The sequence below is a fragment of the Pseudomonas sp. S2_C11 genome, from assembly GCF_054668395.1.
In genome coordinates, this window is sequence record NZ_CP162765.1 from 2,933,820 (window position 1) to 2,947,396 (window position 13,577).

Sequence of the window (13,577 nt, forward strand, 5' to 3'; positions counted from 1 at the left end):
TCATTTCACAGGAAGACACCATGACTCTGACGGGCAACATGCTGATCGGCCAGCAAGCCGTGACCGGTAATCGTCCAGCCTTTCGCGCGATTGATCCGGCGACCAACCAGGCACTTGAACCGCAGTATGCCGGGGCATCAGCCGAACAGGTGGAACAAGCCTGCGCCCTGGCCTGGGCGGCGCAAGACGCGTATTGCGAAACCAGCCTGAGCAGCCGTGCGGCATTTCTCGAAAGCATTGCCGAGCACATCGAAAACCTTGGCGATGAACTGATCGAACGCGCCCACGCCGAAACCGGTTTGCCGCGTGCACGCCTTCAGGGCGAACGTGGCCGCACCTGCTCGCAATTGCGCCTGTTCGCGCGTACGGTGCGCGCGGGTGAGTGGCTGGACGTGCGCGTCGACAGTGCGCAACCGCAACGCCAGCCGCTGCCGCGCTCCGACCTGCGGCAACGACAGATTGCCTTGGGGCCGGTCGCGGTGTTTGGTGCGAGCAACTTTCCCCTGGCATTTTCCGTGGCCGGTGGCGACACCGCTGCGGCATTGGCGGCTGGTTGCCCGGTGATCGTCAAGGCGCACAGCGCACATCCCGGCACCAGCGAACTGGTCGGCCGCGCAGTCGCGCAAGCGGTCAGGGCCTGCGCTCTGCCCGAAGGCGTGTTTTCCTTATTGTTCGATTCGGGGTACGAAGTCGGCATCGCATTGGTCAGTGATTGGCGCATCAAAGCCGCTGGTTTCACCGGCTCACGGGCTGGTGGACTGGCCTTGATGAAAGCCGCGCAAGTGCGGCCGGAGCCGATTCCGGTGTATGCGGAAATGAGCTCGATCAACCCGGTTTTGCTGTTTCCCGCCGCGCTGGAAAATCGGACGCAGGCGTTGGCCGAAGGGTTTGTCGCGTCGCTGACACTGGGCGCCGGGCAGTTCTGCACCAACCCGGGATTGCTGATTGCCCGCAAAGGCCCGGCGCTCGACGGGTTTCTCGGCGCGATAGCGGAACTGATCCCGCGCAGCGCGGCGCAAACCATGCTCACGCCCGGCATCTTCGGCGCCTATCAAGCAGGCGTGACTGCTCTGCAAGACAATCCCCGTGCGCGTGCGGTAGCGGTTGGCCAAGTTGGCAGCGGCCCAAATCAGTGCCAGGCGTATCTCTTCAGCACCGACGCGGCGGATTTCCTCGCCGATCAGCATTTGCAGGCTGAGGTGTTCGGCGCGACATCGCTAGTGGTGCAATGCAGCAGTGACGAGGAAATTCGTCAGGTCTGCGAACATCTGGAAGGTCAACTGACCGCGACCTTGCACATGGACGACGCCGACCTTGCACTGGCGCGCGCGTTGCTGCCAACCCTCGAGCGCAAGGCCGGGCGCTTGCTGGTCAATGGCTGGCCGACCGGCGTGGAAGTCTGCGATGCAATGGTGCATGGCGGGCCTTACCCGGCAACCTCGGATGCGCGCAGCACCTCGGTGGGCACTGCGGCGATCCTGCGTTTCCTGCGGCCGGTGTGCTATCAGGATTTCCCCGACAGCCTGCTGCCGACGGCGCTGCAACAGACCAATCCGCTAAACCTTCGGCGCTTGCTCGATGGCCAACGGGAAGCGACACACCATGGCGAATAACCCTTCGCACGACATCGCGGTGGTCGGCGCGGGGATCATCGGCGTCGCTTGCGCACTGCGCCTGGCCCGCCAGGGTTTGCGTGTGGTGGTCATCGATCAGCAGGAACCGGGGCACGGCGCTTCATTCGGCAATGCCGGGCATCTGGCCACCGAGCAGGTGTTTCCGATTGCTGATGTTTCGATCCTCAAGCGTTTGCCGGCCATGCTGATGGACCCGATGGGGCCGCTGCGTCTGGACTGGAAATACCTGCCGCGCGCCCTGCCGTGGTTCACCCGCTTGTTGCTGAATCTGCGGCCTGAGCCTTTTCAGAAAACCGTCGCCGGCTTGCGCGCGCTCAATGAAAGCAGCCTCGACGCGTGGCAGCGCTTGCTCAGCGATATCCAGCGCACCGATCTGCTCAAGGTTGACGGCTCGTTACTGGTCTTCGAAAAACCTGAATCCCGGCAGGCCATCGAAGCCTTGCAGGCACGACTGCATCAGCAGCAGGTGCCGGTGGACTATTGGCAAGCGGGGGCGATCCGCGAAACGGCGCCGCAGCTCAGCGAGCAAATTCAGGGCGGACTGTTTTTCCCGCGAACCGGGCATTTCCTTGACCCTTATCGCGTGGTGTGTGCGCTGGTCGAGTCGGCTCGCAGCAGCGGCGTGAGTTTTCTCAAACAGCAGGTTCAGGGCGGCTACGTGCAGGAAAACGGTGTCTTGTTGATGACCGGCAATGGCGGCGTAACGGCCAGCCGCGTGTTACTGGCCTGCGGTGCGCATTCGGCGAAACTCACCGCCGCTCTGACCGGCAAGCAAGTACCGTTGGACACCGAACGTGGCTATCACCTGATGCTGCCCAACGAGCATGATCGCCTGCCCTTCCCCGTCACCTCGCTGGAACGCAAATTCATCATGACGCCGATGCGCGAAGGCCTGCGCCTGGCCGGCACGGTCGAATTCGCCGGACTGGAGCGGCCGGCGAACATGGCGCGCGCCTGGCAGTTGCAGCGCCTGAGCCAAGGCCTGTTTCGCAAGGACCTGAACGCTGATGGCGCCACACCGTGGATGGGCTTTCGTCCGTCGCTGCCGGATTCGCTGCCAGTGATCGATCAGGTTTGCGCCGGCAAGGTCTTGCTTGCCTTCGGTCATCAGCATCTGGGCCTGACGCAGGCGGCGGTGACGGCGGAATTGATCGGGCAGATGGTCTCAGGCGCGGCCGGCGAGTTGCCGAATGCCGACGCCTACCGACTGGCACGTTTCTAAGCGTGCTTCAGCGCGTCGCCGTGATGCATGGCCAGGTGGCCGGTCTTGTCGCTCTTGACCTCGTATTGCGGCGCGTCTTTCGAGGCTGGCCGGTGGCGGCCCATGAACTCGGTGTCGCGGGTGTGCACCTTGACCACTTTGCCGTGAATCTCGCCGGCCTCGGAATTCCAGCGCACCGTATCGCCGACTTTGAATGAGCTGCTCATCATTGCGTCCTCGCCTCTGGCTGTTGGTTTATGGAGCCGCGCGCGTCGGAGAAATTCCGCTTTTTTGCGAGGCGACCGAAGGCAGGCAAAAAAATCGAACGGCGAAAATCGCCCGCACCTCCAACCTGCACAAGCCGTAGAAAACGGCCATGACGAGGTGTGAGATGAATAACGATCAAGGCAAGCAAGGTGACGATCCGCTCCCAACCACGCCCGACCCGCTGAGTCCGGGGCGTACCGAGGTCGATCCGATGAAGGAACGCGGCATCGACGAACTGCCCGACAACGAAGGCGAAATCCCGCTGGATGATGACAGTACCGGGCTGGATCCGGAGCGCGTACGTCAGGAAACCGATAACGCCGAGATGGACGACCAGCCCAATCCGCGTTGAGCCTGAACAGGCAGCCGTCGCCATACGGCTGCCTGTCGGTTGCGCAATCAACAGCAGAATCAGGCAAGCATTTCACAGAAATGCACTACTTCGCGCTCCGACCCAGGCGCAACAATGGGCGTCCGACAACCCATGGAGGATGCTCACATGCTCGTACAAGCCTACGGCGCCCACGCTGGCGACAAACCCCTTGAGCCCATGCAGATCAAACGCCGTGCGCCAGCCGCGCACGACGTGCAGATCGATATCGCCTTCTGCGGCATCTGCCATTCCGACCTGCACCAGGTGCGCGCGGAATGGGCCGGCACGCAATTCCCTTGCGTCCCCGGCCACGAAATCGTCGGCCGCGTCTCGGCGGTCGGCGATCACGTCAAGGACTACAAGGTCGGCGATCTGGTCGGTGTCGGCTGCATCGTCGACAGCTGCCAGCACTGCGATGACTGCGAATCCGGTCTGGAAAACTACTGTGACGGCATGATCGGCACCTACAACTTCCCGACCCCGGACGCACCGGGCTGGACCCTCGGCGGTTACTCGCAAAATATCGTCGTGCACGAGCGCTATGTATTGCGCATCCGTCATCCCGAGGCGCAACTGGCCGCCGTCGCGCCGCTGCTCTGCGCCGGCATTACCACCTACTCGCCGCTGCGTCAGTGGCACGCTGGCCCTGGCAAGAAAGTCGGCGTGGTCTGCATCGGCGGCCTGGGTCACATGGGCATCAAACTGGCCCACGCCATGGGCGCCCATGTCGTCGCATTCACCACTTCCGAATCCAAGCGTGAAGCGGCCAAGGCACTGGGCGCGGACGAAGTGGTGGTGTCGCGCAATGCCGAGGAAATGGCGGCACACACCAAGAGCTTCGACTTCATCCTCAATACCGTCGCAGCGCCGCACGATCTCGACGCCTTCCTCGTCCTGCTCAAGCGCGACGGCGCGTTGACCCTGGTCGGCGCGCCCGCCTCGCCGCATCCGTCGCCAAACGTGTTCAACCTGATCACCAAGCGGCGCACCATTGCCGGTTCAATGATCGGCGGCATTCCCGAAACTCAGGAAATGCTGGATTTCTGCGCCGAGCACGGCATCGTTTCCGACATCGAGTTGATCCGCGCCGATCAGATCAACGAGTCCTACGAGCGCATGCTCAAGGGCGATGTGAAATACCGCTTCGTCATCGACAACGCAACGCTCGCCGGCTAAGCGCAAGCGCCCATCGGCAGCGCCGTGCTGCCGATGGTTCGAGTAATTCCATCACGTAATTGACAGCGCCAGCGTTGCTCGCCAGAGTCGCACCCCTTTTTCCACCGCAGGGTGAACAGGGGTTTGCGTTGAACCAACAGACATTGTCCATGCGTCTTGAGCGCGTCGCCGCCCATGTGCCGCTCGGCGCGAGACTGGCCGATATCGGCTCCGATCATGCTTACCTGCCGGTGGCCTTGCTGCGCCGGGGCCTGATAACAGCAGCGGTCGCTGGCGAGGTCGCGTTGACGCCATTCCACGCGGCGCAACGCACCGTCAACGAAAGCGACCTGCACGGCCAGATCAGCGTGCGCCTGGCCGATGGTCTGACGGCAATCAAACCTGGCGACGCCATCAGCGCCATCACCCTGTGCGGCATGGGTGGCGAAACCATTCGCGATATTTTCGACAGTGGTAAAGCCCATCTCAGCGGCCACGAACGATTGATCCTGCAGCCCAACGGCGGCGAGCAAGCGCTGCGCCAGTGGTTGATGGATAACAGTTACCGGATCGTTTGCGAAGAAGTGCTGCACGAAAACCGTTTCGACTATGAAATCATCGTTGCCGAGCCAGCCATTGAACCGCTGACTTACAACGCCAGGGAACTGTTTTTCGGACCGCTGCATCTGCAGGCGCGCTGCCCGGCATTTCTGCACAAATGGCAACGCAGGCTGAAGCAGCGGCAGAAGACGTTGGGGCAGTTTACGCGAGCGCAACAAGCGCTGCCGGCGGACAAAATTCTTGCGCTGGAGCAAGAGATGCAGTGGATCAGTGAATTGCTCGGGTGACTGTGCCGCCGTCTTCGCGAGCAGGCTCGCTCCCACAGGAAATTGCATTTCTCCTGAGCGAACACAGTCAACTGTGGGAGCGAGCCTGCTCGCGAAAGCGGTGGGTCAAGCTACAGAGCAACCAAGTTGGCCGCAGCCGTCGGAAAAAAAGCCTGCTGTTAAAAGCAGGCTTTTTCGTGGGTGGTGAACTTACTTCTGCTGCGTCAGCGCCGAGTAGCTGTTCATCAGGTTGCGGTAGTTGGGAATGCGCTGCGACAGCAGGTTACCCAGACCTTCGATGTCGTTGCGCCAGTCGCGGTGCAGCTCACAGGCTACAGAGAACCAGTTCATCATCTGCGCGCCAGCCTGAGTCATGCGGCTCCATGCGGCTTGCTGCACGGTGGTGTTGAAAGTGCCGGACGCATCAGTCACCACGAACACATCAAAACCTTCCGCCAGCGCCGACAGGGTCGGGAACGCTACACACACATCCGTTACGACACCGGCAATGATGATCTGCTTGCGCCCGGTGGCCTTGATCGCCTTGACGAAATCTTCGTTGTCCCAAGCGTTGATCTGACCTGGACGAGCGATGTACGGCGCATCCGGGAACATCTCTTTCAACTCCGGTACCAGCGGGCCGTTCGGGCCTTGTTCGAAGCTGGTAGTGAGGATCGTCGGCAGGTCGAAGAACTTGGCCAGATCCGCCAGCGCCAGCACGTTGTTCTTGAACTCGTTCGGCGAGAAGTCCTGCACCAGCGAGATCAGACCGGTCTGGTGGTCAACCAGCAGCACGATAGCGTCGTCTTTGTTCAGGCGGTTGTAGGTTGGAGTGGTCATGGTGTGCGTCCCTTTTCAAGTTTGAAGTTTTGTTGTTGCGTTCAAGTTGGGTACAGATTACTGACGCACAGCAAAGGGATAAATCGGCTGAAAAGCGTTTCACCGTCCACTCAAACGGGACAATCGAAAGCTGCCTCCTACAAAAACGCGTGCAGGCCGTTCTGATTAGATACACCGAAGTACAAATGATGTACCTCAGCCCCCATTTATCAACTCGGCGCAACTTCCTAAAGTCTCCTCCAACAGCCACCCGCCATCCTGACGGGCCAGCGACAGAGGAAATCATCATGAGCACATCGAAAAAAGTAGTTGTCATCACCGGCGCCTCGCAAGGCATTGGTGCAGGTCTGGTCGAAGGCTTTCGCGCCCTTGGCCATCAAGTGGTCGCAACCTCGCGCTCGATCAAAGAGTCGAGTGACCCGGATGTCCTGACCGTTGCCGGCGACATTGCCGATCCGCAAACCGCCGAGCGCGTGATTCGCGCCGCCGTCGCCCGCTTCGGTCGCGTCGATACGCTGGTCAACAATGCCGGGATCTTTCTGGCCAAGCCGTTCACCGCTTACAGCCAGGCGGACTATGCCCAGGTCGTGGCGACCAACATGAGCGGCTTCTTCTACATCTCGCAACTGGCCATCGCCGAGATGGAAAAACACGGCAACGGCCACGTCGTCAGCGTGACCACCAGCCTGGTCGATCATGCAATCGACGGCGTGCCTTCGGTATTGGCGTCGCTGACCAAAGGTGGCATCAACGCCGCGACCAAATCCCTGGCGATCGAGTACGCCAAGCGTGGCATTCGGGTCAACGCGGTATCGCCGGGCATCATCAAAACGCCGATGCACGCCGAGGAAACCCATCAGGCGCTGGGCAGCCTGCACCCGGTCGGCCACATGGGGGAAATCGACGACATCGTGCAAGCGATCCTCTACCTCGACGGGGCGAATTTCGTCACTGGCGAGATCCTGCATGTCGACGGTGGCCAGAGCGCCGGCCATTGATCGAAACCCTGCAACGCCGCCGGTGGATACCGGCGGCGTCGTTGGTTGTGGTACACAGAGGATGAACGTCCGTCGATCCTCGGTGCGAGCCACAATGAAACGCCATTTTGAAGATTTGCAGTTAGGCAGTATCGAACTGTTCTGCCTGGCCGCCGAAGCCGGCAGCTTCACCGCCGCTGCGCAACTGGCCGGGGTCACGCCCGCTGCGGTGAGCCGGTCGATTCTGCGTCTGGAGCAACGCCTGGGTTCGCGACTGTTCGCCCGTACTACGCGCAGCATTCGCCTCACCGACGCCGGCCGCAGCTTCTTCGAACAATGCAGCCAGGCCCTGACGCAACTGGTCGAAGCGCAGCAGGAAGTCATGGGCGCGCAGACATCGCCGTCGGGGCGACTGCGCATCAGCCTGCCGACCACCTACGGGCATCACCGCATCCTGCCGCTGCTGCCGAAATTTCGCGCGTTGTACCCCGAGGTCACGGTCGACGTGCACTTGGGCAATCGCAATATCGACTTCGTTGAAGAAGGCTACGACCTGGCGATACGCGTACGCGCGCAACCGGACTCGACCCTGATCGCGCGCCTGCTGGAAGACGCCGCCCTGGTGGTGGTCGCCGCCCCCGAATATCTGCATAGAGCCGGCACGCCGCAGACCCTCGACGATCTCATTGCGCATGAGTGCATCCAGTTCGAATTGCCCAGCAGCGGGCGGCGGATTTCCTGGCTGTTTCAGGAAAACGGCCGGGACCTGGAAGTGATTTCCGACGGTGGCTATTCCTGTTCCGACGATGTGCTCGGCGGCGTGACGCTGGCCAAGCACGGCGCCGGGCTGTTTCAGACTTACCGGTTCATCGTCGAGCAGGAACTCGCCGATGGCCGCCTGATTGAAGTGCTGCAGCCGTACGCCGGACGTTCGCGCCCCTACACCCTGCTCTACCCGCACGGCCGCTATGTGCCGCAACGGGTGCGGGCATTTGTGGATTTTCTGCTGGGGTTTCGTGAGGAATGGGCGGAACCCGCGCGCTAAACAGGGCGTCAACCGGTCTGGCGCAGGCGGCTGAGTTCCTTGGACGGCGGGCAGCCGAACTGGCGGTTGTATTCGCGGCTGAACTGCGAAGCGCTTTCGTAGCCGACGCGGTAGCAGGCGCTGGAGACGTCCAGCCCTTCATTGATGATCAGCCGCCGCGCCTCTTGCAGGCGCAGCTGTTTTTGATATTGCAGCGGGCTCATGGCGGTGACGGCTTTGAAGCGGTGATGCAGCGCCGAATTGCTCAGATTGGCCACCTGCGCCAGCGCGTCGATGCGCAGCGGTTCAGTGAAATTCTTGTTCAGCCAGTCGATGGCCCGCGTGACCCGATGGGTCTGCGAATCGCTGACGGCGATTTCATACAGCAGATGCCCGTGCTGGCCGCGCAGCAGGCGGTAATACAGCTCACGCAACACCATCGGTGCGAGCATGCCGATGTCGCGCGGATTATCCAGCAGGCGCACCAGACGCAACATGGTGTCGAGCAGGGTCACGTCGATCTTGTCGAGAAACATGCCGCGCCCGGCGTCTTGCGGCATGCCGGTCAGCGGCGACTCGGCAATCAGTTGCGTCAGTTGCGCGGGATCGAAGTCCAGCCGTACGCAAAAATACGGCGCCTCGGGTGAGGCTTCAATCACCCGTCCCGACACCGGCAACGTCACCGACACCACCAGGTAATTCAACGGGTCGTAGAGGAAACGTTCGTCGCCCAGCCCGACTTCCTTGCGGCCCTGCACGATCAGGCACAGCGCCGGGCGGTGCACGACATGGATCAGCTCGGACGGCCCATCGAGACGGATCACGTGCAGCGGCGCAATCGCGGTTTCGTAGGTGCCTGGCGCATCGAAGCGCTGAGTCAGCAAGCGCACCAGCTCGGCGCGATACACCGCCGTGTCGTGGAGGATGGAAGCGTCGTGGTTATCCATGCAAAGGGCCTCGAAAGCAGACGAAGGTAGGTCAACTGCCCAGGAAGATTAGCCAGTTTTACCCAGCGGCGACTAGACCAAAGATGCTGCAGATTTGCCTGATTCTGCGTCGGTCAGATCGGGGTAAACCATGGGCACATCATCTGACGTGCCCATGGTTTGCCGCACTGCTATCAGCCTGCCGTTACCGTCATGCCGCCATCGGCCATGACTACCGAGCCGACCATGAAACTGGCGCGGTCGGAGGCCAGAAAGGTCACGATCTCGGCGATCTCTTCCGGCTGCGCCGCCCGACCGATTGGCGCTGCTTCGCCGTGCTGCGCGAGGAAGCCCGGGCCGTCCTCGACCACATCGTTGAGAATATTGGTCACCACATCGCCGACGCCGATCGCGTTGACGCGAATGCCGTGCTCGATGACTTCCAGGGCCAGCGTGCGGGTCAGTTGTGCCAGCGCACCTTTGGAAGCGGTGTAGGCGGCGATGGTCGGGAAGGCAAAGTACGAGGCATAGGAGGCGATATTGACGATTGCACCGGACTTGTTCGGGATCATCGCTTTCACCGCTTCGCGACAGTGCAGGAAGGCTGCCGTGGCATTCACTGCCTGGATCTTTTCCCAGTCGTCGCGGCTCATGTCGATCACGGCTTTGTTGATGATGATCCCGGCGTTGTTGACCAGAATATCCAGGCGCCCGAACTGCTCGACGGCAAGGCCTACTGCGCGTTCGGCGGCGCCGTCCTCGGTGATGTCCGCCACCAGCGGCACCAGATCGGGACGAGCCAGTGCTTCGACAGCCGGGTTGAGGTCTTCGGCAATCACCTTGGCGCCGCGAGCGTGCAGCATCAGCGCAATCGCCTTGCCGATGCCACTGGCCGCGCCAGTGACCAGTGCAACTTTACCGGCGACTTCTTGGGGCAGGGTGTGGTTGAAATCAGTCATGGTTTTAACTCCTCGATAGCGAATCGGTGTTGCGCCTGATGGCGCGGTCGTGAACACGGCTTCACTGTCGCGCACTGTCCGCCGCCGGGCTTTCGGGTGATTGCCGGGACTGTCGGGGTTTTGCGCTGGAGTTTCTCGTTCGCCCGCCCTAACCTTCAAAATCATTCGCAGCCGAAGCTTTTGATGGAGCGTCCTGTGCCCTCTGCCAGCCCTGCTACACCGACAATCAGCCAGCCCGCGCGCATCGCCGCCGAAGCAATGCCAGAGCATTTGCCCGGTGTTGCAGAAACGAAGGCACCCCAGCCGCAGATCAAGGATGCAGTGGTGCAGCTGTTCCGCCATCAAACCCTGCTTGAGCCGATCCGCGTGCCCTGCGTGGCCGAACCGCTGCTGGTGCTGGTATTGGCCGGCACTGCCCGGGTCGAAGAACGTTCGTTGGGCGGAGAGTGGCAGGCGAGCCAGGTCACGGCGGGCGATTTTTTCCTGACCAACACCCGGGAACCCTACGAAATGCGCTGGCAGACCGAAGGTTGCGAGGTCTTCGAAGTCATGCACCTCTACCTCGGTCTGGGCCTGATCGAAAAAGCGGCGCGCGAAGCGTTCGGCGAACAGGCCGGTGCGGTGACGTTTGTCGATGTGTCCGGTGCGCGTGACGAGCAGGTCAGCTTCATTCTTGAGCAACTGCGCGTCGAACTGACCGAACAGCGCCAGCCCAGTGCACTGCTGGTGCACAGCCTGGCTCAGGCGTTGGCGATCCATCTGCTGCGTGATTACCTCGACCCCGACAGCAACCCGCGCCGCGACAACGCCCTGCCCGCCTACAAACTGCGCCGGGTGATCGAAGCCATGAATGCGAATTTGGCGGAGGATTTCAGTCTCAGTCATCTGGCCGCCATCGCCGGGCTGAGCGACTACCACTTCAGCCGCACCTTCAAGCGCGCTACCGGTTTATCGCCCTCGCAATACTTCATCCGCCTGCGCATCAGCCGCGCGCGTCATCTGTTGCTGGAGACCGCACGCAGCGTGATCGACATTGGCCTGGAAGTCGGCTACTCCAGCCCCAGCCACTTTTCCCAGGTGTTCCGCCGTGAAGTCGGGGTCACTCCTAGTGCCTACCGCGATGCGCCACGCGGGGCCTGAAAACCTGTCGAAAAGCGATGCAGCAGAATTGGGCAAATCCCGTGGAGGAATCGATTAATAGCCCATGAGCCACCGCACTTAATCTTCTTCCAGGCCCACTCACGGGCACACAGAAGAGGACGACATCATGCTGAACATTCAAGACAAAGTGATCGTGATTACCGGCGCCAGCAGCGGCATCGGCGAAGCCACCGCACGCCTGCTCGCCGAACGTGGCGCCAAAGTGGTGTTGGGGGCTCGGCGCACCGAGCGTCTGGCAGTGATTGCCGAAGGGATCAATAGCGCCGGCGGCCACGCGCAGTTCCGCGCACTGGACGTCACCGATCAGCAGGATGTGCAGCGCTTCGTTGATTTCGCCGTCGAGCATTACGGCCGCGTCGATGTGCTGGTCAACAACGCCGGGGTCATGCCGTTGTCACGGCTGGACGCGCTGAAGGTCGATGAGTGGAACCGCATGATCGACGTCAACATCCGTGGCGTGCTCCACGGCATCGCCGCCAGTCTGCCGTTGATGCAGCGCCAGCGCGCCGGGCAGATCATCAACATCGCCTCGATCGGCGCCTACGCGGTCAGCCCCACCGCAGCGGTGTACTGCGCAACCAAATACGCAGTGCGGGCCATTTCCGAAGGCTTGCGCCAGGAAGTCGGTGGCGATATCCGCGTCACCGTCATCGCACCGGGCGTGACCGAATCGGAACTGGCCGAGAGCATTTCCGATGAAGGCGGCCGCGCCGAGATGAAGTCATTCCGCAAGATCGCCATCCCCGCCGAAGCCATCGCCCGCGCGATTGCGTATGCCGTCGAACAACCGGCGGATGTCGACGTCAGCGAACTGATCGTGCGCCCGACCGCGAGCCCTTACTGAGGCCAGGAGTGAATCTGTGGGAGCGAACCTGTTCGCGAAAGCGCTGGGTCAGTCGAGGATGATGTTGAATGTACCGCCGTCTTCGCGAGCAGGCTCGCTCCCACAGGGGGTCGTGGCACCACCAAATCATTGGTCAACACGGAACATTGTGGGAGCGAGCCTGCTCGCGAAAGCGCGGGTCAGTCGGCAAAGATGCTGGATGTGCCGCCGTCTTCGCGAGCAGGCTCGCTCCCACCGGGGATTTAGCGCACGGATATTCCAACCCTGGCCGGTCGATACTGGTTTTCACGATGTCGGTGACTGAACTGCATAAGGGTGCGCGGGAGAGCCTCTCACTCTAATTCCAGAGTGGGAGGCATCGATTAAATCGCTCGATCAGCGTGACGGCGGATGTTCGGTTGACACCGAGTTGGCCGCATCCACATCTGACATATCTTCCTCGATCGGTGCCTCATCGTCCGGCGGCAAAGGCACCTCGGGATTTTCCCGCTTGGGATCGTGCCCGGTCTCGTTGTCGGTGGTGCGCGTCACGGCTTGTTGCGACTGGTTGCCCGGTGCGTTTTCATCAATGTCCATGTCGTTCTCCGAGGTGTTCAGCGATAGGTACCTGAACGTGTGAAATGCCCTTGCGTGACAAGTGCCCGACAATGGACGAACGGCGTTCTGTAGAAAACGCAAAAGCCTGCTTTCGAAGCAGGCTTTCGCTTTGGATTTAACGCTTACTTCTGCTGCGTCAGCGCCGAGTAGCTGTTCATCAGATTGCGGTAGTTGGGGATGCGCTGCGACAGCAGGTTACCCAGGCCTTCAATATCGTTGCGCCAGTCGCGGTGCAGCTCACAGGCCACCGAGAACCAGTTCATCATCTGCGCGCCAGCCTGAGTCATGCGGCTCCACGCGGCTTGCTGCACGGTCGTGTTGAAGGTGCCGGACGCATCAGTCACCACGAACACATCAAAACCTTCCGCCAGTGCCGACAGGGTCGGGAACGCTACGCACACATCCGTCACCACACCGGCAATGATGATTTGCTTGCGCCCGGTGGCCTTGATCGCTTTGACGAAGTCTTCGTTGTCCCAGGCGTTGATCTGACCTGGGCGAGCGATATACGGCGCGTCCGGGAACATTTCCTTCAACTCCGGTACCAGCGGGCCGTTCGGGCCTTGTTCGAAGCTGGTGGTGAGGATGGTTGGCAGGTCAAAGAACTTGGCCAGATCCGCCAGCGCCAGCACGTTGTTCTTGAACTCGTTCGGCGAGAAGTCCTGCACCAGCGAGATCAGACCGGTCTGGTGATCTACCAGCAGCACGATAGCGTCGTCTTTGTTCAGGCGGTTGTAGGTTGGAGTGGTCATGGTGTGCGTCCCTTTTCAAGTTTGAAGTTTTGTTGTTGCG

At 61.4% G+C, this 13,577-nt stretch carries 15 protein-coding genes; 9 read left to right on the forward strand and 6 right to left on the reverse strand.

What is annotated here, in order from left to right:
- Positions 1–20: 20 nt before the first annotated feature.
- Together AB4N48_RS13210 and AB4N48_RS13215 are read left to right on the forward strand one after the other, a co-directional pair.
- On the forward strand, positions 21–1,613 hold the full coding sequence (locus AB4N48_RS13210; RefSeq protein ID WP_460093600.1) for an aldehyde dehydrogenase (NADP(+)): 1,593 nt from the start codon (positions 21–23) through the stop codon (positions 1,611–1,613).
- Positions 1,603–2,856, forward strand: coding sequence for an NAD(P)/FAD-dependent oxidoreductase (locus AB4N48_RS13215; protein ID WP_095179595.1), 1,254 nt, complete (start codon positions 1,603–1,605; stop codon positions 2,854–2,856). Before AB4N48_RS13210 ends, AB4N48_RS13215 begins: the two co-directional genes overlap by 11 nt.
- Here AB4N48_RS13215 and AB4N48_RS13220 read toward each other — a convergent pair.
- On the reverse strand, positions 2,853–3,062 hold the full coding sequence (locus AB4N48_RS13220; protein ID WP_095179594.1) for a hypervirulence associated TUDOR domain-containing protein: 210 nt from the start codon (positions 3,060–3,062) through the stop codon (positions 2,853–2,855). The genes AB4N48_RS13215 and AB4N48_RS13220 overlap by 4 nt on opposite strands.
- Before the next feature lie 164 nt (positions 3,063–3,226).
- On the opposite strand from AB4N48_RS13220, the gene AB4N48_RS13225 reads away from it, so the two are divergent.
- The 3 genes from AB4N48_RS13225 (at position 3,227) to AB4N48_RS13235 (ending at position 5,478) form a co-directional block, all read left to right on the forward strand.
- Positions 3,227–3,454, forward strand: a complete 228-nt coding sequence (locus AB4N48_RS13225; protein WP_056784730.1) for a hypothetical protein — start codon at positions 3,227–3,229, stop codon at positions 3,452–3,454.
- 147 nt (positions 3,455–3,601) lie between these two features.
- Positions 3,602–4,651, forward strand: a complete 1,050-nt coding sequence (locus tag AB4N48_RS13230; protein ID WP_460093602.1) for an NAD(P)-dependent alcohol dehydrogenase — start codon at positions 3,602–3,604, stop codon at positions 4,649–4,651.
- A 128-nt stretch (positions 4,652–4,779) separates the two neighbouring features.
- Positions 4,780–5,478, forward strand: coding sequence for a tRNA (adenine(22)-N(1))-methyltransferase (locus AB4N48_RS13235; RefSeq protein ID WP_460093604.1), 699 nt, complete (start codon positions 4,780–4,782; stop codon positions 5,476–5,478).
- Between the two features lie 189 nt (positions 5,479–5,667).
- Here AB4N48_RS13235 and ycaC (AB4N48_RS13240) read toward each other — a convergent pair whose 3' ends face one another.
- Positions 5,668–6,297, reverse strand: coding sequence for an isochorismate family cysteine hydrolase YcaC (gene ycaC, locus AB4N48_RS13240; protein ID WP_016774235.1), 630 nt, complete (start codon positions 6,295–6,297; stop codon positions 5,668–5,670).
- A 287-nt stretch (positions 6,298–6,584) separates the two neighbouring features.
- Between ycaC (AB4N48_RS13240) and AB4N48_RS13245 the strand changes: the two genes are divergently transcribed.
- Together AB4N48_RS13245 and AB4N48_RS13250 are read left to right on the forward strand one after the other, a co-directional pair.
- Complete coding sequence (locus AB4N48_RS13245) at positions 6,585–7,295, forward strand: SDR family NAD(P)-dependent oxidoreductase (protein ID WP_041480604.1); 711 nt, start codon at positions 6,585–6,587, stop codon at positions 7,293–7,295.
- Between the two features lie 94 nt (positions 7,296–7,389).
- Entirely contained in the window at positions 7,390–8,319 is a 930-nt protein-coding gene (locus AB4N48_RS13250; RefSeq protein WP_236169551.1) for a LysR family transcriptional regulator, read from the forward strand.
- A gap of 8 nt (positions 8,320–8,327) precedes the next feature.
- On the opposite strand, the gene AB4N48_RS13255 is transcribed toward AB4N48_RS13250, so the two are convergent.
- Positions 8,328–9,245 (reverse strand): AraC family transcriptional regulator, encoded by a 918-nt coding sequence (locus AB4N48_RS13255; protein WP_095179591.1) that lies wholly within the window; start codon positions 9,243–9,245, stop codon positions 8,328–8,330.
- Between the two features lie 173 nt (positions 9,246–9,418).
- On the reverse strand, positions 9,419–10,183 hold the full coding sequence (locus tag AB4N48_RS13260; protein ID WP_056784713.1) for an SDR family NAD(P)-dependent oxidoreductase: 765 nt from the start codon (positions 10,181–10,183) through the stop codon (positions 9,419–9,421).
- Between the two features lie 258 nt (positions 10,184–10,441).
- Between AB4N48_RS13260 and AB4N48_RS13265 the strand changes: the two genes are divergently transcribed.
- Together AB4N48_RS13265 and AB4N48_RS13270 are read left to right on the forward strand one after the other, a co-directional pair.
- On the forward strand, positions 10,442–11,323 hold the full coding sequence (locus tag AB4N48_RS13265; RefSeq protein ID WP_460095564.1) for a helix-turn-helix domain-containing protein: 882 nt from the start codon (positions 10,442–10,444) through the stop codon (positions 11,321–11,323).
- 127 nt (positions 11,324–11,450) lie between these two features.
- Positions 11,451–12,188 carry an SDR family oxidoreductase gene (locus AB4N48_RS13270; RefSeq protein ID WP_460093605.1) on the forward strand — a complete coding sequence of 246 codons (738 nt, stop codon included), beginning with the start codon at positions 11,451–11,453 and terminating at the stop codon, positions 12,186–12,188.
- Positions 12,189–12,563: 375 nt separating this feature from the next.
- Here AB4N48_RS13270 and AB4N48_RS13275 read toward each other — a convergent pair whose 3' ends face one another.
- Both AB4N48_RS13275 and ycaC (AB4N48_RS13280) read right to left on the reverse strand, forming a co-directional pair.
- A complete protein-coding gene (locus AB4N48_RS13275) occupies positions 12,564–12,764 on the reverse strand; it encodes a hypothetical protein (RefSeq protein WP_315435610.1) in 201 nt (66 codons plus the stop codon).
- Between the two features lie 143 nt (positions 12,765–12,907).
- Complete coding sequence (ycaC, locus tag AB4N48_RS13280) at positions 12,908–13,537, reverse strand: isochorismate family cysteine hydrolase YcaC (protein ID WP_016774235.1); 630 nt, start codon at positions 13,535–13,537, stop codon at positions 12,908–12,910.
- Positions 13,538–13,577: the final 40 nt, after the last annotated feature.